The sequence below is a fragment of the Ruegeria atlantica genome (genome assembly GCF_013032455.1).
Classification (GTDB): Bacteria; Pseudomonadota; Alphaproteobacteria; order Rhodobacterales; family Rhodobacteraceae; genus Ruegeria; species Ruegeria atlantica_B.
In genome coordinates this window covers 486615-510630 of sequence record NZ_WQCF01000002.1, presented here as the reverse complement: position 1 = coordinate 510630, position 24016 = coordinate 486615, and the positions used below count along the sequence as shown (strand labels likewise).

At 58.1% G+C, this 24016-nt stretch carries 22 protein-coding genes; 12 read left to right on the top strand and 10 right to left on the bottom strand.

Features of this window, described 5'->3' with window-relative positions:
* Positions 1 to 38: 38 nt before the first annotated feature.
* The 3 genes from GOW93_RS06555 to GOW93_RS06545 are packed head-to-tail and all read right to left on the bottom strand — an operon-like array spanning position 39 to position 3654.
* Positions 39 to 1589 (bottom strand): heme biosynthesis protein HemY, encoded by a 1551-nt coding sequence (locus GOW93_RS06555; RefSeq protein ID WP_254443475.1) that lies wholly within the window; start codon positions 1587 to 1589, stop codon positions 39 to 41.
* Between the two features lie 10 nt (positions 1590 to 1599).
* On the bottom strand, positions 1600 to 2874 hold the full coding sequence (locus tag GOW93_RS06550; RefSeq protein ID WP_170381827.1) for a COG4223 family protein: 1275 nt from the start codon (positions 2872 to 2874) through the stop codon (positions 1600 to 1602).
* 54 nt (positions 2875 to 2928) lie between these two features.
* Positions 2929 to 3654 carry a uroporphyrinogen-III synthase gene (locus tag GOW93_RS06545; RefSeq protein ID WP_254443474.1) on the bottom strand — a complete coding sequence of 242 codons (726 nt, stop codon included), beginning with the start codon at positions 3652 to 3654 and terminating at the stop codon, positions 2929 to 2931.
* A gap of 85 nt (positions 3655 to 3739) precedes the next feature.
* Between GOW93_RS06545 and tsaD the strand changes: the two genes are divergently transcribed.
* From tsaD to GOW93_RS06525, 4 genes are read left to right on the top strand one after another with little or no spacing between them, the layout of a single operon-like run.
* Entirely contained in the window at positions 3740 to 4837 is a 1098-nt protein-coding gene (gene tsaD / locus GOW93_RS06540; RefSeq protein WP_170382408.1) for a tRNA (adenosine(37)-N6)-threonylcarbamoyltransferase complex transferase subunit TsaD, read from the top strand.
* A complete protein-coding gene (locus tag GOW93_RS06535) occupies positions 4834 to 5796 on the top strand; it encodes an NAD(P)H-dependent glycerol-3-phosphate dehydrogenase (RefSeq protein WP_170382406.1) in 963 nt (320 codons plus the stop codon). The genes tsaD and GOW93_RS06535 overlap by 4 nt, the downstream gene beginning before the upstream one ends.
* A 1-nt stretch (position 5797) precedes the next feature.
* Positions 5798 to 6067 (top strand): YciI family protein, encoded by a 270-nt coding sequence (locus GOW93_RS06530; RefSeq protein ID WP_170382404.1) that lies wholly within the window; start codon positions 5798 to 5800, stop codon positions 6065 to 6067.
* Positions 6067 to 6489: an EVE domain-containing protein gene (locus tag GOW93_RS06525; RefSeq protein WP_170382402.1), complete on the top strand. Its 423-nt coding sequence runs from the start codon at positions 6067 to 6069 to the stop codon at positions 6487 to 6489. Before GOW93_RS06530 ends, GOW93_RS06525 begins: the two co-directional genes overlap by 1 nt.
* A gap of 238 nt (positions 6490 to 6727) precedes the next feature.
* On the opposite strand, the gene GOW93_RS06520 is transcribed toward GOW93_RS06525, so the two are convergent.
* From GOW93_RS06520 to GOW93_RS06505, 4 genes are all read right to left on the bottom strand, one after another.
* Positions 6728 to 7069 carry a DUF2853 family protein gene (locus GOW93_RS06520; protein ID WP_170382400.1) on the bottom strand — a complete coding sequence of 114 codons (342 nt, stop codon included), beginning with the start codon at positions 7067 to 7069 and terminating at the stop codon, positions 6728 to 6730.
* A 138-nt stretch (positions 7070 to 7207) separates the two neighbouring features.
* Entirely contained in the window at positions 7208 to 7954 is a 747-nt protein-coding gene (locus tag GOW93_RS06515) for an extensin-like domain-containing protein (protein ID WP_170382398.1), read from the bottom strand.
* A 13-nt stretch (positions 7955 to 7967) separates the two neighbouring features.
* A complete protein-coding gene (gene ahcY / locus GOW93_RS06510) occupies positions 7968 to 9356 on the bottom strand; it encodes an adenosylhomocysteinase (RefSeq protein ID WP_170382396.1) in 1389 nt (462 codons plus the stop codon).
* A gap of 101 nt (positions 9357 to 9457) precedes the next feature.
* Positions 9458 to 9772 (bottom strand): hypothetical protein, encoded by a 315-nt coding sequence (locus GOW93_RS06505; protein ID WP_170382394.1) that lies wholly within the window; start codon positions 9770 to 9772, stop codon positions 9458 to 9460.
* A gap of 206 nt (positions 9773 to 9978) precedes the next feature.
* On the opposite strand from GOW93_RS06505, the gene GOW93_RS06500 reads away from it, so the two are divergent.
* Positions 9979 to 10572 carry an HD domain-containing protein gene (locus GOW93_RS06500; protein WP_170382392.1) on the top strand — a complete coding sequence of 198 codons (594 nt, stop codon included), beginning with the start codon at positions 9979 to 9981 and terminating at the stop codon, positions 10570 to 10572.
* A gap of 21 nt (positions 10573 to 10593) precedes the next feature.
* Here the strand turns inward: GOW93_RS06500 and GOW93_RS06495 are convergent, their stop codons facing one another.
* From GOW93_RS06495 to GOW93_RS06485, 3 genes are all read right to left on the bottom strand, one after another.
* Entirely contained in the window at positions 10594 to 11187 is a 594-nt protein-coding gene (locus tag GOW93_RS06495) for a hypothetical protein (protein ID WP_170382390.1), read from the bottom strand.
* A 27-nt stretch (positions 11188 to 11214) separates the two neighbouring features.
* Positions 11215 to 11769 (bottom strand): ActR/PrrA/RegA family redox response regulator transcription factor, encoded by a 555-nt coding sequence (locus tag GOW93_RS06490; RefSeq protein ID WP_058283361.1) that lies wholly within the window; start codon positions 11767 to 11769, stop codon positions 11215 to 11217.
* A gap of 85 nt (positions 11770 to 11854) precedes the next feature.
* Complete coding sequence (locus GOW93_RS06485) at positions 11855 to 12475, bottom strand: SCO family protein (RefSeq protein WP_170382388.1); 621 nt, start codon at positions 12473 to 12475, stop codon at positions 11855 to 11857.
* 92 nt (positions 12476 to 12567) lie between these two features.
* Between GOW93_RS06485 and regB the strand changes: the two genes are divergently transcribed.
* The 7 genes from regB (at position 12568) to addA (ending at position 24010) form a co-directional block, all read left to right on the top strand.
* Positions 12568 to 13965 carry a sensor histidine kinase RegB gene (regB, locus tag GOW93_RS06480; protein WP_170382386.1) on the top strand — a complete coding sequence of 466 codons (1398 nt, stop codon included), beginning with the start codon at positions 12568 to 12570 and terminating at the stop codon, positions 13963 to 13965.
* A 64-nt stretch (positions 13966 to 14029) separates the two neighbouring features.
* Positions 14030 to 15535: a PAS-domain containing protein gene (locus tag GOW93_RS06475; protein ID WP_170382384.1), complete on the top strand. Its 1506-nt coding sequence runs from the start codon at positions 14030 to 14032 to the stop codon at positions 15533 to 15535.
* Between the two features lie 41 nt (positions 15536 to 15576).
* Positions 15577 to 16050 carry a tRNA (adenosine(37)-N6)-threonylcarbamoyltransferase complex ATPase subunit type 1 TsaE gene (gene tsaE, locus GOW93_RS06470; protein ID WP_170382383.1) on the top strand — a complete coding sequence of 158 codons (474 nt, stop codon included), beginning with the start codon at positions 15577 to 15579 and terminating at the stop codon, positions 16048 to 16050.
* On the top strand, positions 16047 to 17051 hold the full coding sequence (locus GOW93_RS06465) for an aminoglycoside phosphotransferase family protein (protein ID WP_170382374.1): 1005 nt from the start codon (positions 16047 to 16049) through the stop codon (positions 17049 to 17051). Before tsaE ends, GOW93_RS06465 begins: the two co-directional genes overlap by 4 nt.
* Positions 17048 to 17734, top strand: a complete 687-nt coding sequence (locus GOW93_RS06460) for a nucleotidyltransferase family protein (protein ID WP_170382372.1) — start codon at positions 17048 to 17050, stop codon at positions 17732 to 17734. The genes GOW93_RS06465 and GOW93_RS06460 overlap by 4 nt, the downstream gene beginning before the upstream one ends.
* The gene (addB, locus tag GOW93_RS06455; RefSeq protein WP_170382363.1) at positions 17727 to 20654 is read left to right on the top strand and encodes a double-strand break repair protein AddB; all 2928 of its coding nucleotides are present in this window, start codon (positions 17727 to 17729) and stop codon (positions 20652 to 20654) included. Before GOW93_RS06460 ends, addB begins: the two co-directional genes overlap by 8 nt.
* The gene (gene addA / locus GOW93_RS06450; protein WP_170382361.1) at positions 20651 to 24010 is read left to right on the top strand and encodes a double-strand break repair helicase AddA; all 3360 of its coding nucleotides are present in this window, start codon (positions 20651 to 20653) and stop codon (positions 24008 to 24010) included. Before addB ends, addA begins: the two co-directional genes overlap by 4 nt.
* Positions 24011 to 24016: the final 6 nt, after the last annotated feature.

Below are 24016 nucleotides of genomic sequence, written 5' to 3'. Positions count from 1 at the left end.
TTGATCAGGTTGATTGACCTACCAACCTGATCAAACGGTCAGGCCTGTTTTTCGACTACCGGCTCGACATCGGGGCGAACGGGTTCAATGTCCGGTTGGACAGGTTCGACGTCAGGACGGACAGGTTCGGCCTCCATCTCGATAATCTCGGGCTCAACCTTTTCCTCGGGCTCTTCCACTTCTGGTTCAGGCTCGGGTTCTGCCTTATCCTCCAGCGCGCCGACGATCAGCGGCAGCATGTGCACGCCGGTTGCGGTGGCAATCTCGGGTGTTTGCGGCGTTTGCCAGCTGAGCGTATCGAAGCTGCCGCAGTTCTGGCAGACCGGGCCCCATTCGGGTTGGATGTCGTGACAGTTGTCGCACACCCATTGCGGACCGCGCGGTGCATTCAGCGCCTTGGCCAACCAGCCCTGAACAACAGCGTCCGAGGCACCCTCGCCCCGTTCAATCGCGGCCATCAGGGTATAGGCCCGCGCATCAGCCTGCTTTTCCACCACATCGCCCAGCGCGCGGCGAGCTTCGGGGAAATCTTCAGCCACGATGTTCAGTTCGGCCAGGATCAGACGGGTTTCGGGATTTTCCGGGTGAATACGCGTCAACCCCGTGAATCGGGTGACCCGTTCAGCCGGTGTTTCATTCGGCGCAATTTCGGCAAAGGCATGGGCCAGATCGGGATGCGGCTGCACCTCCCACGCCTTTTTAAGGATCTTGGTCGCAGCACGCGGCTTGCCCTTTTCGATATAGGCGCGCGCAGCCATGGCAGCGGCCGGTACCAGATCGGGCGACAGACGATTAGCCTCGATCACGTGCTCCTGCTGTTCAACCGTGGCGCTGTCATCCAGAATGTCCTTGGCCTCGGACAGGGCCAGCACCGCATCGCGACGCTTGAACACGTCGCGCGGCAGGTGGCCAGCTTTCAGCTTGGCCGTCAGGGTCGAACGCGCGCCAGTCCAATCCTGCGATTTGGTCTGTAGACCTAACAGAATATCCTGTGTCTCGGCGTGACGTGGTTTGATCTCCAGTGCCTTTTCAGCCAGTTTGCGGGCGGTGTCGTCGTCACCTTCGGACAGTTTCTGTTTCATGATCCCACGCACGCCAACAAAACGGGTGGCGTTGTTCGTGACCAGTTTCTTGTAGGTCTCGGATGCTTTCTTGGTGTCTCCGTTCATCTCGGCTGCTTGCGCCACCAACAGGTTGGTCAGCTCAGGCTTGTTCAGCAATTTCTCGGCTTTGGTGGCCTTACTCATCGCCACGCGCCCCTCACCCGAGGCCAGCGCCATCAGGCCATCGGCCAGCGCCTGATACCCACGTTTTTCGCGACTGCGGTCGAAATAACGCGACAGAGCGGTTTCGTCACCGTTGAGGAATTTCAACGTGGCAATCAACAGGGTCAGTAATTTGAAGAACAGCCAGATCAAAGCCACAAGGATGCCCAGCGCAATAACCGATTGTAGCGGACCAAGCGTGTATTCAACACCTGCGGCAGTGATCTGCACACCGCCGCTGGTTTCCATCAGGAACATGGCGCCCATGGCCAGCAGGCCAATAATCGCTACAAAAACGAGGATCTTTAACAATGACCACAGCATGGCAGGTCCTTCAGTTCGAGTTTACGCTGGATTGCAGCGCATTTGCGGCATCCACGGCAGCCACACGTATCTGGGCCGCCTGTTCCCAATCGGCCAATGCAGCCTGTGCCGCATCAGGTAGAGATCTAACTTCTGCCAGCGCTGCCGAAACATCGCCTTTGGACAGAGCTGCCTGCGCCCGTGACAGGATCGCGTCGGCACCGTCACCCTCTTGCGGGGTCACAGACCGAGCTCCGGTCTGACGTTGCAGGAAGGCGACAAGGCCGGTGCCCTTGTCCGCGTCACGCGCATCAGCCAAAGCGGCGCGGGCTGCGGGCGGGAAAGCATCTCTCAGCGCGGCCAATGTTGTGACACCTTCGCTTGCTGGGGCTGAAAGGGCCTCAGGCACGCTCAGGCCACCTGCTGCCAGTTCGGCGATCAGATCCCCATAAGGCTGGCCTGCATCCAATTGCCCGTGGATCTGAGACAGGACGGCAGCATTGGTCGCCGCCTTGGCGTCGGCGGCGGCCTTGGCCTCAAGCGCCTGCGCATCTGAAACCATTTTCTCAACCTCAGCCCGCTGTGCAGCCAAAGAGTCTTGCAGTTTCTTTAACTCGGCTTCAAACGCAGCGGTCGTATCAGGTGAGGCGCCCTGCGTCACTGCGCTGTTTTCCAACTCATTCAGGCGACTGGCCAGTGGGTCGACCTTAGCCGTCAACTCTTCGAGGCTGGATTTCAGCGCTTCCATATCCGCGCTAAGCGGTGTGACTTGATCGGTCAGAGCAGCGATTTTGCCGTCTACATCCGAACTGCCGGGCAAGGATTTCGTCAGGTCCTCAATCTGCCCAGCTTGGGTGCGAATGTTCGCCCTCAATTCGGCAATCGCATCAGGCTGATCGGAATTGAATAGTCCAGCGGTACCTGCCACAAACCCGATCGCCGCCGCAACCGCACCTCCGACCAAGGCGGGGAAGAAGCCACCACGCCTCTCATCCTCGTGCGCGACAGGATCTTCATAAGTTGCCGCTAGTGCGGCTTCGGCTTCGGCTTCGGCTTCGGCTTCGGCTTCGGCTTCGGCTTCGGCTTCGGCTTCGGCTTCGGCTTCGGCTTCGGAAAGAAGCTCGTCAGCCGGATCGGCCGCGTCAATACCGGTCTCTTTGGGCTCGGTCAGCTCGCCCTCCGCCGGTTCACCCTTTGGATCAGACAGTTCAACAGGTGACTCTTCCAAGGTTACTGCAGGATCCTTCAGGTCGTCCGACTTGGGGTCTTCCACCGGCTTTTGATCGGATTTCTTCTTACCAGCCACCGCAACATTCCCCTTATCGAATCCAAAATACCATGAATAACAGACCACTCTAAGTTAATCGGTGGTCTCGTCACCCTCAACCCGCATCGCATGTTTCACAAGCTTTTTAACGGCTTTCCGCATTTTCTTTGGGGTCGGCTCCTTGGCGATCTGCAAACGCACATAGTCCAAGGAATAAAGGGAATTGGCCGTTGCTTCGCTAATTGCCACCAACCACAACGGCGCTGTCCCGCCCCAAACTTCGGCAAAATGTCGCGCCGTCCTGGGAGAAAACAGGGGCGCAACAACGGCTGCTTTGCCCCTGGCGGCTGCGACAGCTTCGGGTGTTAGTGGTAACAAATGCTGTTGGTAGACGGCCTGTTCGCGCACGGTCAGCCCCGACTCGGTCAAGCGGGCAGCCACATTTCCCCGACTGTGCTCTCCGCGCAGATGCAACAGAGGGCTGTCGGGTCGATGTTTGATCAAATAAGCCACAAGTTCCTCAGCAGTTGCACCGACCATCTGTGCATTCCAGCCAGCACCTTTGGCGGTACCGGTGGTCGCCGGACCAACACAAAAGGCAGGAATATCCCGCGGCAATCCCTTTGAAATAGCTGCATTCACACCATTTGCCGACGTGAAGATCAGCCCCCTTACCCCTTCAGTATCTACACTGATTGGCAAGGGTTTGATTTCAAGGATCGGGGAATAGATGACTTTAACCCGGGATCTGGTGCGGGTTGAAAGCTGCGCGACGAACCGTTCAGAGGCCGCGCGCGGGCGGGTCATCAGCAAATACAACTGTCGGCGTCCTCGGCCTTGGGATTGTTTGCATCCGCGCAGGGTGATACCCCGCTTGGCAGTCATGATGTAACGGATCAGGCCAATGGTGCAAACACTTACCGTCCTCGGGTTGGAAAGTAGCTGTGATGACACAGCAGCAGCCGTCGTGCGCCAGACCGATGGCACGAGGGCCGAAGTTTTGTCGTCAGTCGTGCATGGCCAAACCGAATTGCACAGCGCTTTCGGCGGCGTTGTCCCCGAGATCGCCGCACGGGCACATGCAGAGAAACTGGATACATGCGTGGTTCAAGCGCTGGAGGCCGCAGGTCTGAGCCTGTCCGATATGGACGCAATCGCCGTAACTGCCGGGCCGGGTTTGATTGGCGGCGTCATGTCCGGCGTCATGTGCGCCAAAGGGTTAAGTGCTGCAACCGGGCTACCGTTGATCGGAGTGAACCACCTGGCTGGGCATGCCCTGACACCCCGCCTGACCAATGGCATTGCGTTCCCTTACCTGATGCTGCTGGTCTCGGGCGGGCATTGCCAATATCTGATCGCCCACGGACCTGAAAAATTCACCCGCCTAGGCGGCACCATCGACGACGCGCCGGGCGAGGCTTTCGACAAAACCGCCCGGCTGCTGGGCCTGCCGCAACCCGGTGGCCCCTCGGTTGAGGCCGAGGCGCGGTCGGGCGATCCCAAACGGTTCCGCTTTCCGCGCCCACTGCTGGACCGGCCCGGATGTGACCTGTCCTTCTCGGGGCTCAAGACCGCACTGATGCGGATGCGAGATCAGATTGTTGCCGAAAAGGGCGGCTTGACCCGTCAGGACCGCGCCGATCTGTGTGCAGGGTTTCAACAGGCGATCGTGGACACACTGGCCGAAAAAACGCGCAGGGCTATCGACCGTTATTTAGAAGAAGCCCCCTCAGACCCGGTGATCGCGGTCGCTGGTGGCGTGGCAGCAAATTCGGCTATTCGCGCTGCGTTAGAGACTGTTTGCGCCGAAAAAGGTGCAAGGTTTACCGCTCCGCCGCTGAACTTGTGCACCGACAACGCCGCGATGATCGCCTATGCCGGTATGGAGAGGTTTCGCACCGGGGCACGGGATGGTCTGGATCTGACCGCCCGCCCCCGCTGGCCTCTGGATCAAACCAGCCCGGCGATGCTGGGCAGCGGTAAGAAAGGGGCCAAAGCATGAGCGTTTCGGTTCTCGGATCAGGTGCGTTTGGCACGGCTCTGGCGATTTCACTGGCCGGAAACGGGCCGGTGACTTTGTGGTCTCGTAGTGCGGAACAGGCCCATCACATGCAGGACAGCCGCGAAAACACCGCGCGCCTACCGGATGTGACCTTACCGGACGGGATTGCGGTAACTGCGGACATTCAGGATGCTGTAACCGCCGATGTGCTGCTGCTGGCCGTACCAATGCAGAAACTGCGTTCGGCCCTGACCGAACATGCGTCGGTTCTGGCCGGGAAAACGCTGGTGGCCTGCTGCAAGGGGATTGAGCTGTCCTCGGGCCTGGGACCGCTTTCGGTGATCCGCCAGACAATCCCGGATGCGCGCCCGGCCCTTCTGACCGGACCCAGCTTTGCCGATGACATTGCGCGAGGCCTGCCCACAGCGCTGACCCTAGCCTGCGCAGACGCCGATCTGAGCAAAACCCTGCAGTCCGAGCTGACGACGGCCAATCTGCGCCTTTATCGCACGACGGATGTGATCGGCGCGGAGCTGGGCGGTGCATTGAAGAATGTCATGGCCATCGGCTGCGGGGCCGCCATCGGTGCAGGGCTGGGCGACAGTGCCCGCGCCGCCCTGATGACCCGCGGCTTTGCCGAGATGCAACGCTTTGCATTGATGCGCGGCGCTCGGCCTGACACCTTGATGGGGCTTTCAGGGTTGGGTGATCTGGTGCTGACGTGTTCTTCTGAATTGTCCCGAAACTACCGTTTTGGCCTTTGTTTGGGTCAAAATCGCCCGTTTGATTCCCATACCACCGTCGAAGGCGTTGCCACCGCCCGCGCCATGGCCGAGATCGCCGCAGCCGAGGGGCTGGACATGCCCATCAGCGCCGCAGTGGCCGACCTGAGCCACGGCACCTATAGTGTGGCCCAAGCCATTCAAACCCTGCTCAACCGACCCCTCAAGGAGGAATAATATGCTGATAGCCCTGATCGCCAAGGACAAGGACGACGCCCTGCAAACCCGCAAGGACAACCGCGCCGACCATTTGGCCTATATCGAGGAAACCGGAGTTGTCTCACAGGCCGGTCCGCTGATGAATGGCGATGACATGATCGGCTCTCTTGTCATTCTGGATGTCGAGGATATGGCTGCGGCGCAACGCTGGGCGGACAATGATCCTTATGCCAAGGCAGGGCTGTTCCAATCAGTTGAGCTGATCCACTGGAAAAAGGTCATCGGCTGATGGCGTATTGGCTGTTCAAATCCGAACCCTCGACCTGGAGCTGGGATCAGCAGGTCGCCAAAGGGGACGCAGGTGAGGAATGGGACGGCGTGCGAAATTATCAGGCGCGCAATTTCATGCGTCAGATGCAAAACGGCGATCGCGGGTTCTTTTACCATTCGCAAAAAGACAAGGCGATCGTCGGCATTGTTGAGGTTTGCGCCGAGGCCCATCCAGACAGCACCACCGACGACGAACGCTGGGAATGCGTGGATATCAAAGCGGTGCGCCCATTTTCAACGCCTGTCACGCTGGACCAGATCAAGTCAGACGAACGTCTGGCTGAGATGGTGTTGGTAAAAAACTCTCGCCTGTCGGTACAGCCGGTAAGCGAAGCGGAATGGCAGGTAATCTGCGATTTAGGTCAGACACTGGCAGACTGACCATATCCGGCAGATAGTCCAAAAAAGGGAAGGCCCTGACGGATGCAGAACCTTCCCTACCCCCGCGTGCTCCCTACTCACCACACGCGCATGGAATCTCTGGTTCTGACCGTCCTGGTCATACTTGGACCATAGCCGGGTTTCGGCAGGCGTTTCAAATGCCAAGTCTTTAAAATAAGGATCAAATACAAAACGCCCGCCGATGGGGAGGCGGGCGTTTCATTAGAAAGCGTGTGGCTTAGGCGTAGACGGCTTCTTTGCCGAAATGCTTGGTCAGCATGTAATACACAACGGCGCGGTATTTGTTACGCTCGGACATGCCATAGGTTTCCAGAACCGAATTGATCGCTTCCATCAGTTCGGGGCCATCCGCCAAACCCAGTTTCTTGATCAGAAAATTGTTTTTGACCGTTTCAAGTTCACCGTCCTGCGTGGCTGCTACGGTCGACGCGTCGGCGTCATAGATCGCCGGACCGCAACCGATGGTGACCTTGGTCAACAGGTCCATATCAGGGTCCATTCCGCATTTGTTTTTCAGATCATCAGCGTATTTGGCAATCAGCTCGTCGCGTTTTCCCATACCCCAGTCTCCTTAATCCGTTTCTGTGTCACTGTTTAGCTATGCCGGAAAGACTAACCTCCTCTCCCTGCTCGCATAAGGAAAAAAAACTGCAAATTCTCCCCCTTAGCTAACTTTCTGTGCATTTGGACGAGTGGGTCAGCGACAATAACCCCAACCGGGACCCTGCAGGTGGAAATGGTCAGCATGTAAATGGTTGAAATCAGGGCTAAGAACCACACGAAACCAATCACAGGCCCCGCGCCAGATATGACGCAGAAATAGGGCTTTTGACCCTGTCCCCTGCCAATCCTCCAGCAAGGTCAGATTACGACCATCTGTCAGCTCTACACCAATGATGTCGATCGAGTCTGCGCGGGCATGACTGCTCCACCGGCTGTTTTCGCCCTGCGCGGTCCGCATCCGACGACAATTGTAACTGCCGATATGGCGCAGTTTGGCCACGCCTGAACCAAACGCATCCCGCGCGGCAGGTTGCACCACGTGATGCTCCCACATGGCCAGCCGCAAAGTTGTGGTGCAGCTGGTTTCAACCGGATCGACCCTGGCTATCGTCAAACCCGACAACAAGCCTCGCCCGACAATGCCACAGTTCGGATCAATGGTCAGATCCTCCATGGCATCAAAGGTCACGCCGGCATCTGACAATGTTCCACGGCACAGCGCCTCATCCGCCAAGGCACGGGTCAGCTGATACGACGTGACCGGCGTGACCGGCGCGGTCACGGACAGGTCACGCAGAGGGTTCCAGTGGTCGGGCAGCGGTGATTTGGGATGCGACAGCAGCACATATCCGGCCGACCCAACAAGAAATAGAAATACGATGATCGAAAAGAAAGACGCCGCCAGATACAAGATCCGGCGGCGTCCTGTGCGTTTCGTCATACCCGATCAGCAATCAGTAGCGGTAATGCTCGGGCTTGTACGGGCCTTCCGGCGCAACACCGATATAGGCCGCTTGCTCGTTGTCCATTTTGGTCAGCTTCACGCCGATGCGATCCAGATGCAGGCGGGCTACTTTCTCATCCAGATGCTTGGGCAGGATGTAGACCTTGTTTTCGTACTGGTCACCCTTGGTGAACAGCTCGATCTGCGCCAGAACTTGGTTGGTGAACGATGCCGACATAACAAACGAGGGGTGCCCGGTGGCGTTACCCAGGTTCAGCAGACGACCTTCGGACAGCAGGATCAGGCGATTGCCCGAGGGCATCTCGATCATGTCCACCTGTTCCTTGATGTTGGTCCATTTGTGGTTCTTCAGGCTGGCCACCTGAATTTCGTTGTCAAAATGGCCGATGTTGCCGACGATGGCCATGTCCTTCATCGCGCGCATATGCTCGATCCGGATCACGTCCTTGTTGCCGGTGGTGGTGATGAAGATATCCGCGCTGGCAACTTCGTCTTCCAGCAGGGTGACCTCAAACCCGTCCATCGCAGCTTGCAGGGCGCAGATCGGGTCAACTTCGGTCACTTTCACACGGGCACCAGCGCCGCGCAGCGATGCAGCCGAGCCTTTGCCCACGTCGCCGTAACCGCAGACAACGGCAACTTTACCCGCCATCATGGTGTCGGTGGCGCGGCGGATACCGTCGACCAGCGATTCCTTGCAGCCATATTTGTTGTCGAATTTCGACTTGGTGACCGAGTCATTCACGTTGATCGCCGGGAACGGCAGGTGGCCGTCTTTCACCAGCTGATACAGGCGGTTCACGCCGGTGGTGGTTTCCTCGGACACGCCCTGAATCTGGTCGCGCATCTTGGTGAACCAGCCGGGCGAGGCCGCCATACGTTTGGCGATCTGAGCCTTGATGACCTCTTCCTCTTCCGAACCGGGGACGGGGATGATGTCTTCACCCGCTTCGGCGCGTGCGCCCAGCAGGATGTACAGCGTCGCGTCACCGCCATCGTCCAAGATCATGTTGGGGCCGTCTTCGAACAGGAAGGATTTGTCCAGATAGTCCCAATGCTCTTCCAAAGTCTGGCCTTTGATTGCGAAAACCGGAACACCAGCCTCGGCAATCGCTGCCGCCGCGTGGTCTTGCGTCGAGAAGATGTTGCACGACGCCCAGCGCACATCTGCGCCCAGCGCAACCAGTGTTTCGATCAGAACAGCTGTCTGGATAGTCATGTGCAGCGAACCGACGATGCGGGCGCCTTTCAGAGGCTTGCTTTCACCATATTCGGCACGCAATGCCATCAGGCCCGGCATCTCGGTTTCCGCGATATCCAGTTCCTTGCGGCCGAACCCGGCCAACGAAATGTCTTTGACGATATAGTCCCCGGCCATCAGGTGCTCCACTCCGGTAAATCACGTTCGGGCTGCCCCTAGCATTCCTTAGGACAGGTGGCAACGAACTTGGCCGGAAACGGGATATTCTGCCGGTATAATCAGCTTGGCTCACCCTTCAGTGCAATTTTCGGGGTCGCTTCAAAAAAATCTGTGCCAACGGCGACAATACAACTAATGCCGTTCGCCTGGGTCACCAGAACCGTATAGCTTCCGGTTTCCTTCGAGGTCCAAACCTCCATCACGGCCTGCGCTCCGCGGGTTTTCTGCAATCCGCCAAAGGTCAGCTCTTCTGAATAGTTGTTTTGCAATTTGGCAATCACATGCTCGCGTTGTGCACAGCCTTGAGCAAAGGCCGGTGGGGCAGTTGCGGCCATCCCAAAGGCCAGTGTCAGTCCAAACAGTCGCTTAAACATAGTTCGCTCCTTTCGATACGCGTTACGTTCCGAGAGGGGCACACCGAGAGGAGTATGCACCCCCCCTCAGCACAAATGTCGGTATCACCGCGCGCCAATTCAAAGCACGCCCGGTCAAGAAAAAGTTGGCAGCTGGTGATCTCGACAGGTAAAGCATAACACAAAAACGCGAAACTTACGTGTCCCACTTCACAAGGCATGGCAAAATGGCAACACAACCCCGAGCATGGCAGCGGATGTTGTCAGGGCGCAGGCTGGACCTGCTGGACCCGACCCCTGTGGATATCGAAATCGAAGATATCGCCCATGGATTGGCCTTTGTGGCCCGCTGGAACGGCCAAACAGCGGGGGATTTTGCCTATTCCGTGGCCGAGCATTCCCTGCTGGTTGAAGAGCTGTTTGGCCGTATTGCCCCCAAAGCGCCGGTGAAATGGCGGCTGGCGGCTTTGTTACATGATGCGCCGGAATATGTGATCGGAGATATGATCTCTCCGGTAAAAGCCGCCGTTGGCCCCGATTACGGCGCGCTGGATGACCGGTTGGCGGCAGCGATCCATATCCGCTTCGGTCTGCCCGCCGCAGTGCCGAAAACGGTGAAACGGCAGATCAAGAAAGCCGACAAGATCAGCGCCTGGATGGAGGCCACCCAGATAGCGGGGTTTTCCGAGGCTGAGGCGACCAAGTTCTTTGGCCGACCCGACAAGGCGGTGATGGAGGGTTTGACGATTGCGCTAAGGCCACCAGTTGAGGTGCGGCGTGCGTACATGGATCGGCATTCAGAATTGTTGTCTATGTATTAAAAATTGAGCTAAAATTGCCGCTCAATAGGCTGTGATGCTGTCGAAAAGAACTGAGCTGCGTGGTTTCCAATCCGATGTCATAGCTACATTTCCAAGCAGAAATCCTGCGTCGAGACTGAGCAGGGCTTGCTCATTGATCGTGCTACCCTTTTCTCGTTCAAGACTAGTCCGAACAACCATCACGCGGTAGCTGCAGCCGCCGATGCTAATTCGGCTTTTCTTGATTGGCTTAACGACAAAATGCCCTTGATCCACTTTATTGCCATTTATCAGTATTGAAACTGGATACTTATACATTTTTCCGGTCTTGCTCAAATCCGCCAGTTTAGCTTCTTCACTGATTTTCATTTTAATTCGACTCGCTTCGGATTTGCGCTCAACCGGGATTACGCCGTTCCAAAATCTTGTCGTAGCCTTTTCCAGCGAACCATCGCGCTTCATTCTGCTATTTGCTAAGACCGTACCATCCTCAGAAACGGTATTCGAAATTTCGAAGAAGGGGGCATTCCTTGTCAGAGTGAAGAAGTTTCCTTCAGCCAGATCAACGCAACGTGCGTAGGCCGGAGCAATGGCTAAACATAGAACCGAAAGCGTAGAGGCAATCAAAAGCTTCATGGTTGTTAGCGCCAATGAATCAAATCTCTACCGCGGACTGCGCTTCGCCAAAATCCGCTGCAACGTCCGGCGATGCATGTTCAGGCGGCGGGCGGTCTCGGAGACGTTCCGGTCGCACAGCTCATAGACCCGCTGGATATGTTCCCAACGCACGCGGTCCGCGCTCATGGGGTTTTCCGGTGGCGGGGGCAGTTCGTCCCCCTTGGCCAGCAGCGCGCTGGTGATGTCGGTGGCATCCGCGGGTTTTGACAGGTAATCGGTAGCGCCGATCTTGACGGCAGCCACAGCGGTGGCAATCGCGCCATATCCGGTCAGAACCACAACCCGGCTGTCGGGACGTTTTTCGCGCAGCACTTCGACCACATCCAACCCATTGCCATCCTCAAGCCGCAGATCAACAACGGCATAGGCAGGGGGACGAGCGGTTGAAATGGCGCGGCCTGCGGCGACGGATCCGGCGGTTTCAACTTCGAAGCCGCGCTTCTCCATGGCTTTGGCCAGACGTCTCAGAAACGGTTCGTCATCATCCACCAACAAAAGTGATTTATCGGGGCCGATGTCGAGGTCAGAGCTGTCCGCCATATTCTGTTCTTTCCGCTATTTCACGCCTTTGGCTTAACCATGAGTAATAGCAGCGCCATCCCAAAGGTCAAATCGACTGTTCGTGTTAGATCTGATCCAGAAAGCATCCGACCTTGTCAGCCATCTGCTCAGGCGTGTCATCGCGTTTGAAAAATTCAAGGAAACCGTGCTCGGGCGTCACCAGATAGGTAAAGGTGGAATGGTCGACCAGATAGAACTCATCGCCTTTGTCATGGGCCTTGTAATAAGTCTTATAAGCCTGACTGGCTGCCTTGACCTGTTCGGCCGAGCCCGTCAGCGCGATGGTCTTGCCACCAAGGTTGAACGCATAGTCATCCACCACCTCGGGCGTGTCACGGTCAGGGTCGATCGAAATGAACAGGGGTGTCACCGACTGGCCACGCTCGGCCAGGATATCCACGGCATCAGCATTGCGCGACATGTCAAAGGGGCAGACGTCGGGGCAGAAGGTATAGCCGAAATAGACCAGCGTCGGCTCGGTAATCACATCCTTGTCGGTAACGGTTTCGCCTTTGCCATTGATCAATTCGAACGGGCCACCAATGGTTGCTGAGCCACCGGCGATCTGGCTGGAACGACATTGCGCGAATTGATCATTCGACCCCACACCCCGTGTCAGCAGCCACATGGCACCCAGACCAACGGCCAGAACAACGGTTGCGAGTATGGCATAAAGACGGATCATGACATCAATCCTGCGATGAAAGGGGTTGTTGATCGTTTCGGCCGGGACACCTATCAAGATGTTCAGCCGATGCAACAGGACATAATAGACCGATGGCAAATTCCAACAGCACGTTATTGCGCGGTCAGGAACGCAGCAGCTGGATTCGGCTACGTACCCTTATCCTGCTACGCTGGGTCGCTATCATCGGCCAGTTCACGGCCATCACCGTTGCGCAACAGTACTATCACGTGCAGTTGGAACTGGCGCTGTGCTATCTGGCGATCGGTATCTCGGTCATGGGGAACATGACGGCCATCCTGTTGTTTCCCCAAAACAAACGACTGAGTGAGTTCCAGAACTTTCTGATGGTCCTGTTCGATCTGCTACAGTTGTCGATTCTTTTGTACCTGACGGGGGGCCTCAACAATCCGTTTGCCTTGTTGCTGCTGGGTCCGGTGACAATTTCAGCCAATGTAATGAGTACCCGTTCGACACTGATCGTCGGGGGCGTCGCGCTTGCGCTGACAACGGTGCTGGCAGAGTTTCATCTCCCCCTGCGCACGGCTGCAGGGGTTGAGCTTGTGATCCCTGGCATATTGCTGTTCGGAAACTGGGCCGCCATTGTCATCGCCATTGTCTTTATCGGCGCCTATTCCCACCGGGTCAGTTCCGAAGTGCAGTCCATGTCCGAAGCGCTTGCTGCAACCCACATGGCCTTGGCGCGCGAACAGAAGCTGACCGATCTGGGAGGCGTGGTCGCGGCCGCTGCGCATGAGCTAGGCACGCCACTGGCCACAATCAAACTGACCAGCGCAGAATTGATCGAAGAACTGGATGACCGCCCCGAACTGAAGGAAGACGCCGCCCTGATCCGCGAACAGGCCAACCGTTGCCGCGATATACTGCGCGACATGGGGCGTGCAGGCAAAGACGATCTGCATTTGCGACAGGCACCTCTGTCCACCGTTGTGCATGAGGCTGCCGAACCTCATATTCATCGGGGCAAGACCGTTCATTTCGCTGAAGGTCCGGTTGGGGACGGCGATGTGCAGCAGCCCTCGATCCTGCGAAAGCCCGAGATTATCCACGGCCTGCGCAACCTGATCCAGAATGCAGTGGATTTCGCCCGGGGCAACGTCTGGGTCGAAGCAGAATGGACCACCGATCATATTATCATCGACATTATGGATGACGGGCGCGGCTACCCTGTATATATGATCGGCAGGATTGGCGATCCCTTCATGCGTCGTCGCCGGGCCGAAACAGATCAGCAAACACGCCCGGAATATGAAGGAATGGGCTTGGGCCTGTTCATCGCTAAAACCTTGTTGGAACGCAGCGGTGCCGAGCTGCATTTTGCTAACGGCTCGGACCCCTATCAGAACTTGTGTGATGATCCCGAACGCCGGGGCGCAATCGTAAGGGTTTCATGGCCGCGTAACCTGGTAGACGCACAGACCGGCGATACACCAGTGCCTTCGGGCGCAAATCAACGTATTCAGGTCTGAATTAAGACCCCGTTAACTATTCCGGCGCATAGTTTTCTTTTGTGGTGTTATCCCCGAGGAACGCATGGTCGAGTGGATCATCCTGGCCGCTATCAGCCTAGTATCAGCCAGTCTGGCAGCGCAGTGGCTTTTACCCCGTCGCCGACAAACAGGTGACAATTTCGGACTGTCCGCCCCGGCATCGCTGTTTAACTCGGTATTCCTATTCGACGAAGACCGGTTAATCAGCCATTCGGACATCGCACTGGACGGGTTTGAATCTGTGCGCGATTGGGCCGATCTTCGCCGCCTGTTGCAAAGGGATTTCCCAACCTTTCCGGAGGTTCCCGATCATATTCGGCAGGCAGGTAGTTTGGTCATCCCTGCTATTGACTGCACCATCGAACGGGATGTTCTTTGTGAATGGATCGACGGGATCGTCCGCGTTCAGCTGCGCGATAGCATAGATCGACCGTCAGCGGTGCAACGCGACGCACAGGACCCAATCCGACTGGCGATGGAGCAGGCTCCGTATCCTGTCTGGTTGCAGGATCACCAAGGCAATGTACGGTGGTGCAATGCCGCCTATGTCTCTTTGGTGCGTAAAGTGCGCGGTCAGGATACCGATCTGACTGCTCCTCTGTTTCCGGGCGCGGACGGCGAAACGCGGTTGAGCACAAAAACTCGTATATCAATCTCGTCCCAAGACAGTGAAAACAAGCTATGGTTCGACCTGACATTAGTTGATCATACCGAAGGGCACCTGTGCTATGCGGTCGATATAAACGCCATCGTTGCGGCCGAAACCACCCAGCGCAAATTCGTCCAGACAATGACGAAAACCTTTGCCCAGCTTTCCATAGGGTTAGCCATTTTCGACCGAAACCGCCAACTGGCTCTGTTCAACCCGGCCTTGATCGACCTGACCGCCTTACCCCCGGACTTCCTGAGCTGCCGCCCTAGCCTGTCCAGCTTTTTTGACCGGCTGCGCGATCAGCAAATGATACCAGAACCCAAGAACTACCGAAGCTGGCGCAATCAGATGAATGATCTTCTCGAAGCTGCCGAGGACGGGAATTATCAGGAAACCTGGTCGCTGCCGTCCGGTTCAGTTTATTCGGTCAGCGGCCGCCCCCACCCTGACGGCGCCGTGGCCTTTTTGTTCGAAGATATCACTGCCGAGATCACTCTGACCCGGAGGTTCCGTTCGGAAATGGATTTGATGCAGTCAGTGCTGGACAAGTTGGTCGACGCCATCGCTGTATTTGGCGACGACGGAACCCTGGCCTTCACCAATCGTGCATATCAACAGCTGTGGGGCGATACCGGAGAGGTCGGGTTCGAGCCGGATTCCGTACTGGAAGTGACGCGCACTTGGCAGGAGCATTGCGCGGCCACACCAATACTGGGAGAAATCCGGGATTTTGTGGAAATGCGGGAAAATCGCGCCGAATGGTCCAGCGGGCTTCGCTTGCGAAACGGCACCAACCTAACCTGTACTGTCAGCCCTATGCAGAACGGCGCAACGATCGTCCGGTTCACGACCGAAGATGCACCGAAAGCTCTGCCAATCCGGCAAATCAGCGCTTGAACCGGGTTGCAGCCGACCGGACGTAAGGCCATTGTGGCGCCATGACGCCGCATTCACGTTCGATCACCCTGAATTCGCCTGAAGAAACCGCAGAACTGGCCACCGGCCTGGGTGCGAAATTGCAACCTGGCGATATCGTTTTGCTTGAGGGCGAGATCGGCAGCGGCAAAACCCATTTTGCCCGCAGCCTGATCCAATCACTGATGATTGTGCCAGAGGATGTCCCATCACCCACCTTCACACTGGTGCAAGCCTATGACACCCCGTCCGGCGATATCTGGCATTGCGATCTGTACCGACTGAGCGCGGTGGAAGAGATCGAAGAATTGGGCCTGACCGAAGCATTCGACACTGCCATCTGTCTGATCGAATGGCCCGGCAAACTGGGCCCGTTAACCCCAACCAACGCCCTGACACTCCACTTACAAACAGACCCTAATTCAATGGAAAAACGTCACTTGAACCTATGCTGGTCCGATCCGAAATGGCCCCAAAAACTGGAGTGCGCCGCATGACAAACCGGGCTGTTCTGGCCGAGGCCCTGATTGCACAAACACCTTGGTCCAACGCGATACGCACTCCGCTGGCCGGGGATGCCTCGCACCGCCGGTATGAGAGATTGACCGATCCTGACACTGGCCAGACAGCGGTTCTTATGGACTCTGCTCCCGACAAGGCTGAACCGGTCGAGGCCTTTGTCCGCATGGCAAAATACTTAAGAAAAATCGGCCTCAGCGCGCCCGAGATCTATGCCGAGGACACAGAATTCGGCTTTTTGCTGCTGGAAGATTTCGGCGATGACCTGTTCGCCCGCGTTCTGGAGCAACACCCGAAGAAAGAGCGCGAACTGTATGAGGCCGCAACCGATGTACTGATCGAGCTACATAAGGCGCCAACCTTGTCGCTGCCCTCGTACGACCCGACCCTGATGACCGAGCTAGCGGCGCTGGCTTTCACCAAATACGCACAGGCGGTTTTTGGTGAACACGACACGGACGCCCGGGTCCGATTCGAGCACCGCTTTTCGGACATTCTGCATCGCGAAACCTCGGGCAGCAAAGTGGTCGTCCAGCGCGACTATCATGCGGAAAACATGATCTGGCTGCCAAATCGCGAGGGAGTGAAGCGGGTAGGCCTTCTGGACTTCCAAACCGCCATGCTGGGGCATCCGGCTTATGACCTTGTCTCGATGCTGCAGGATGTGCGTCGCGACGTATCCCCGGGTACTGAGATGCGGATGGTGAACCGGTATATCACAGCAACAGGAGTGAATGATCACGATTTTCGCACCGCTTATGCTGTGCTGGGTGCACAAAGAAACTTGCGAATTCTCGGGGTGTTTGCTCGTCTGGCAACAGAACATGGCAAGCCAAATTACATTGACCTGATCCCGGCCACATGGGCGCATCTTATGCGCGATCTGAACCACCCTGCGTTGGTCACAGTCTCCGATCTGCTGCGAGATGCCCTGCCCGCACCAACCCCCGAGAATCTGGACAGGCTCAGACAGACATGACCCGACACCCCGACGCCGTGATGCTGTTTGCTGCCGGGTTTGGCACTCGCATGGGCGCGTTGACTAAAGACCGGCCCAAACCGCTGATCGAAGTCGCAGGTCGCCCTTTGATTGACCACGCGTTGGATATGGTCGACGATCTGCAACCGGCGCAAGTTGTTGCCAACCTGCATTACCTGCCCGACCAACTCGAGGCGCATCTGGCCCCGAAAGGCATAAAGCTATCGCGCGAAGAGCCCGAAATTCTGGAAACAGGCGGCGGTCTGCGCGCCGCCCTACCCTTATTGGGAGAGGGTCCGGTTTACACCCTGAACACCGATGCGATCTGGTCTGGGCCGAACCCGCTGACCCTTCTGCGCGATATCTGGGACCCTGACCGGATGGATGCCTTGCTGATGTGTGTGCCAATCGGGCAAACCATTGGCCATTCCGGGTCCGGCGATTTCACCGCGGATGCGGATGGGCGAATCATGCGCGGGCCGGGGCTTATCTATGGCGGGGCGCAGATCATGAAGACCGAAGGGCTGGTGGCGATTTCAGAAAAAGCGTTCTCGCTAAACATTCTCTGGGATCAGATGCAAAGGAAAGGGCGTCTGTTCGCCGCCATCTATCCCGGCCGCTGGTGCGATGTGGGCCGCCCAGAAGGTATCGCTTTGGCCGAAGGTCTGATTGCCGATGTTTGAGCCCAGCGCCGCGCCGCGTGTCTTTGCCGTTCCACCCGGCGCTGATTTCCCCAAAGCGTTGGTAAACGGATTGCGGGTGCGCAGCGCCGATCACCCGCCCGAAGCGCTGGCGCGCATACAACTGGTCGTCAACACCCGACGCATGGCCCGCCGCGTGCGCGAACTGTTCGATCAGGGCCCGGCCTGTCTTTTGCCGCGGCTTTCTTTGCTGACCGACCTGGGTGAAAGCGTCGATCTCGCGCAAATCCCTCCGGCCATTCCACCCCTGCGGCGCAGGTTGGAGTTGACGCAGTTGATCTCCAAGCTGTTGGAGCAACAACCGGATCTCGCTGCGCGATCCTCATTGTTTGACCTGTCCGACAGTCTGGCCGCGCTGATTGATGAAATGCAGGGCGAAGGGGTATCCCCCGACGCGATCCGGCAACTGGATGTCAGCGATATGTCCGGTCATTGGGCCCGCGCGCAGGCGTTTATCGGGATTGCCGATCATTTCATCGATTCCGGCCCCGATGCGCTGGATGCGCAAGCGCGACAGCGGCGCGTGGTGGAAAACCTGATTGACCGCTGGCAGGTTTCACCGCCGCAGCATCCGGTGATCCTTGCGGGCTCGACCGGGTCGCGCGGTACCACGCTTATGCTGATGGAGGCTGTGGCCCGCCTGCCGCAAGGGGCATTGATCCTGCCCGGCTATGATTTCGACCAGCCGGACACTGTCTGGCGGGGGTTGGACGAGGCGCTGACCTCGGAAGATCACCCGCAATACCGGTTCCGGAAGCTGATGACACGGCTTGAGCTTCAGCCCGGACAAATCAAGCATTGGACAAATGGTTCTGCCCCCTCACCCGCCCGTAACAAACTGATTTCACTTGCATTACGCCCTGCCCCAATCACCGATGCCTGGATGTCCGAAGGCCCTCAACTGACCAATCTGGACGATGCCACCCAAGACCTGACGCTGGTCGAGGCGCAATCCCCCCGGGCCGAGGCGCTGGCCATCGCTTTACGCCTGCGAGAAGCAGCCGAAACCGGCCAGACCGCAGCGTTGATCACGCCTGACCGGATGTTGACCCGTCAAGTCAGCGCTGCGTTGGATAGATGGGACATCCTGCCCGACGACAGTGCGGGCCTGCCGTTGCAATTGTCACCTCCGGGTCGGTTCCTACGCCACGTGGCGGGTCTGTTCGCCCGGAGGCTCGAAGGTGAGGCGCTGCTGACCCTGCTGAAACACCCGCTCTGCCATGGCGGCGGTGGTCGCGGCGCACATCTGCTGCATAGCCGCGATCTGGAACTGGATTTGCGGCGGCATGGCCCTCCGTTTCCCAACAGCGCCAGCCTGACCGCGTTCGCCATCCGCAAAGAGGTACCCGAGCGCTGGATGCTCTGGCTCGCCACGCATTTTTGCAACCAGCACGTAACCGGTGAGCTGCCATTGTCAGAGTGGGTATCGCGTCTGCGGAGTTTGGCCGAGGCGATTTCCGCCGGAAGCGAGGGTGAAACCGGACCACTGTGGGAGAAGAACGCAGGTCAAAAGGCATTGGCAGTTCTGACCGCAATGGAGAACGAGGCCCAACATGGCGGCCAGATGACCGCCCACGATTTTACCGATCTGCTGGGTGCATTGCTGGCCGGAGAAGAAGTTCGCGACCGTGATGCGCCGCACCCGCATATCATGATCTGGGGTACGCTCGAAGCGCGGGTACAGGGCGCCGATCTGCTGATCCTGGGCGGCTTAAACGAGGGCAGTTGGCCCGAGGCCGCTGCACCAGACCCATGGCTTAACCGACAGATGCGCGACAAGGCAGGTTTGTTGCTGCCTGAGCGCCGGATCGGTCTGTCGGCCCACGATTTCCAACAAGCTGTCGGCGCGCCCGAGGTCTGGCTAACCCGTGCAACCCGATCCGATGACGCCGAAACCGTGGCATCACGCTGGCTGAACCGCATGACGAACCTGTTGCAGGGCTTGACTGGGCAGGGTGGTCCCGAAGCCCTGTCAGCCATGCGTTCACGGGGTCAAAAATACCTGCGCTGGGCAGAACAGCTCGAGACTGCACCCCGGATAGAACCCGCCCCACGCCCGTCGCCGCGCCCCCCTGTTGCGGCCCGCCCGCGCCGCCTGAGCGTGACCGAGATCAAGCGCCTGATCCGTGATCCATACGCAATCTACGCCAAGCACGTGCTGCGCCTGCGGCCACTGGATCCTCTGGTACAGGCGCCGGATGCTTTGCTGCGCGGGATCGTTATCCACGAAATCCTCGAACATTTCGTCAAGGACAGTGTTCTTGATTCCGCCTTGCTGACCCGCGAAAACTTTCTGAAACGCGCAGAGACTCTGCTGGACCGGCACGTGGCGTGGCCCACCGCCCGAAAACTTTGGCTGGCACGGTTAGAACGGATCGCAGACGATTTCCTGCGCGCCGAAACGTCCCGGCGCGGTGACGGAGGGCCGGTGGCGTTTGAGGCAGCTATGAAATTGGTGCTGTCGCCACTGGATTTCACCATCGCAGGTCGGGCCGATCGGATTGACGTCAACAGCCGGGGCGCGCTGCGGATCGTGGATTACAAAACCGGTACGCCACCGACCGAAAGCCAGCAGGCCAAATTCGACAAGCAGCTGTTGATTGAGGCCGCCATGGCCGAGCAGGGCGCTATCGAAGGGATCGACCCGCTGCCTGTGGCCGAGGCTATCTTTATCGGCATGGGCGGAACCTACAAAGAGGTCCAGGCACCCTTGGCCAAGGAGCCGCCAGATAAGGTACTGGCCGAGCTAAAAGAGTTGATTTCGGCTTATTTAGAGCCTGATCAGGGCTTCACGTCCCGTAGAATGTTGCACAAGGACTCCGACATCGGGGATTATGACCATCTATCCCGCTTCGGCGAGTGGGACCGTACAGACGAAACCACGCCAGAGGACCTGATATGAGCGCCCGTAACGACGCAACCGAGCGGCAGGTGCAGGCGGCGCGGCCCGATGCCTCGACCTGGCTGGCGGCCAATGCGGGCTCAGGCAAAACCCGGGTTCTGACCGATCGGGTGGCACGGTTGTTGCTGAACGGGGTACAGCCGCAGCACATCCTATGCCTGACCTATACAAAGGCCGCCGCCAGCGAGATGCAGAACCGGCTGTTCAAGCGGCTTGGTAAGTGGGCAATGCTGGATAACAACGAGCTTGAGGCCGAATTGGTCGAGCTTGGCGTGACAGGTGCCATTGATCCCAATCGGCTGGCGCAGGCCCGCACCCTGTTCGCCCGCGCAATTGAGACGCCGGGCGGTCTGAAGATTCAGACGATTCACTCGTTCTGTGCGTCCTTGCTGCGGCGGTTCCCGCTGGAGGCTGGGGTCAGTCCGCAATTCTCCGAGATGGAGGACCGCGCCGCAGCCCTGTTGCGCGAAGAAATTGTCGAAGATTTTGCCGAAGGTCCGCAGGCCGCGCTGATCGAGGATGTCGCCCGGTTCGTTACAGACACCGGATTTGAAAACCTCACTGCCGCCATCACTTACAAGCGCAACCTGTTTACCAAACCCTTGGATTGGCACGATCTTTTACAGCAATTCGACCTACCAGATGGGTTTGACGAAGACGCCTTGCTGGATCGCGTTTTCCTGGGAGGTGAAGTCGATCTGATCCGATCGATCTTGCCCGCACTAACCGAAAGTGGCGGCAATAACGCCAAGGCCGCCGCCAAACTGGCAACATTTACCGATGCGCGGATCAGCAGCCTGCCCACATTGGAAAACGTATTTCTGACGGGAAAGTCGGCCAAGGAACCTTTCGCCGCGAAGATCAACAGCTTTCCCACCAAAGCCCTGCGCGAGGGTGCGCTGGCCGGGCAGATGCCTCAGTTGGAATCGTTCATGCTGCGGATCGAAGCCGCTCGTGAGCAGCGGTTGGCACTGGTCGCTGCACGCAAGACGCATGTCCTGCACCGCTTTGCCGCCGCATTCCTACCGGAATATGAACGACGCAAGCAGTTGCGCGGCTGGCTGGATTTCGACGACCTGATCCTGCGCGCACGGCAGGTGCTGAATGACCCCGCGGTGGCTGAATGGGTATTGTACCGGCTGGACGGTGGCATTGACCACATTCTGGTGGACGAAGCGCAGGATACCAGCCCGGACCAATGGGACGTGGTCGAAAAGCTGGCGCAGGAATTTACCAGCGGGGAAGGGGCGAGATCCGGAGTCGAGCGCACCATCTTCGTGGTCGGCGACAAAAAACAATCCATCTATTCATTTCAGGGTGCAGACCCAAAAGCCTTTGACCAGATGCAGGGCGAGTTTGGCCGCAAACTGACAGAATCAGGTTCTAAACTGTGGGATTTGACGTTGGAATACTCGTTCCGATCCTCCAGCGCGATCCTGTCTCTGGTCGATATCCTGTTTGAAAACCGCGTTGAGGCCGGGTTTCACAAGGACAGCCAGCATCGCGCCTTCAAGTCTTATCTTCCCGGTCGGGTCGATCTTTGGCCGGTGATTGAAAAGGTCGACGAAGACCACGACGGAGACTGGACCGACCCGGTGGATCGTCCGGGATCGCGCCATCACACCGTCATTCTGGCCGAGAAGGTGGCCAAGTCGATCAAGGACATGATCGACAGCGGCGAGACGATCCCCGAGGATGGCAAAACACCCGGCGCTTTCGTGCGTCGCAAGGTGCAACCGGGGGATTTCCTGATCCTCGTCCAGCGCCGATCAGACCTGTTTGCCGAAATCATACGCGCCTGCAAAGCCTTGCGCCTGCCCATTGCCGGGGCTGACCGTCTGAAGGTGGGCGCGGAGCTGGCCGTGAAAGATCTGGCCGCTTTGCTAAGCTTTCTGGCCACGCCCGAGGACAGCCTATCGCTGGCGACCGTGCTGAAATCGCCTTTGTTTGGCTGGACGGAACAGCAACTCTTTGATCTGTCGCACAGGCGGCAGGAACAATTCCTGTGGGCCGCGCTGCGCCATCGTGCCGAAGAGTTTCCTAAAACGCTGGAAATCCTAAATGATCTGCGTGGCCAGATCGACTTTCTGCGCCCCTACGACTTGATCGAGCGCATTCTCACGCGCCACGACGGACGCCGCAAATTACTGGGGCGTCTGGGGGCAGAGGCCGAGGATGGAATCAACGCGCTGCTGTCGCAGGCGCTGGCTTATGAGCGTACCGATATCCCCAGCCTGACAGGATTCCTCGTCTGGATGCAGACCGACGATCTGGAAATCAAACGTCAGATGAGCGGTGTTGGCAACATGATCCGGGTGATGACGGTGCATGGCTCCAAGGGGCTTGAGGCGCCTATCGTGATCCTGCCGGATACCGGCAAACGTCAGGCCCCGCGCGATGCCGAGATCATGGTGGGTGAGGGGATACCGCTGTGGAAAGTACCGGCAGACGCCTCGCCGGCCTTGATTGCACAGGCGCGGGCCGAGGCCCGCGACAGGGAGGAAAATGAGCGGCTTCGTCTGCTATATGTGGCTCTAACACGGGCGGAAAAGTGGTTGATCGTGGGCGCGGCTGGGGATGTCGGCAAGGACGGAACCAGCTGGTATCAGATGGTTGAGGCCGCGATGGCGCGCGCAGGGGCTACTCAGCTACCCGGCTCCGAGACCTTGCGTCTAGCCCACGCGGATTGGGACGCGTTGCCAATGGTGGAACACACGGAAGCAGAGGTTGCCGAAACGCCTTTGCCCGAACACTTCACGTCCTCGGCCACCGCCCCGGAACCAGCGCCGGATACACTCAGCCCTTCAGATCTGGGCGGAGCCAAGGCGGTTCCCGGCGACAGCGGCCTGGATGAAGAAGCTGCCAAACTGCGCGGCACGCGCCTGCACCTGTTGCTAGAGCATTTGCCATCCGTCGAACAGGACACGTGGTCGCAGCTTTGCGCCCGGATTCTACCTGATATGCAGGAAATCGAACGTCAGGAGCTGTTGAATGAGGCAATTGGCGTTTTGACAAGCGGGCGTCTGCAGGCCGTTTTTGCAGCTGACACACTGGCCGAAATCCCTATCACGTCGGACCTGAGCGGGGTGCGCATTCACGGTGTGATCGACCGGCTGATCGTGACGAAGACCGATGTGCAGGTAATTGATTTCAAATCCAATACCATCGTTCCGAATAGTCCGACCACTTGCCCCGAAGGCTTGTTGCGGCAGATGGGGGCTTACGCGCAGGCTTTGGCGCAGATCTATCCGGACCGCGAAATTCGCACGGCCATCCTGTGGACCCGCACAGCAGAGCTGATGTGGCTGCCACACGATCTGGTGACAGAGGCATTGGCACGCGCCCAGATATCTTGACCTCGG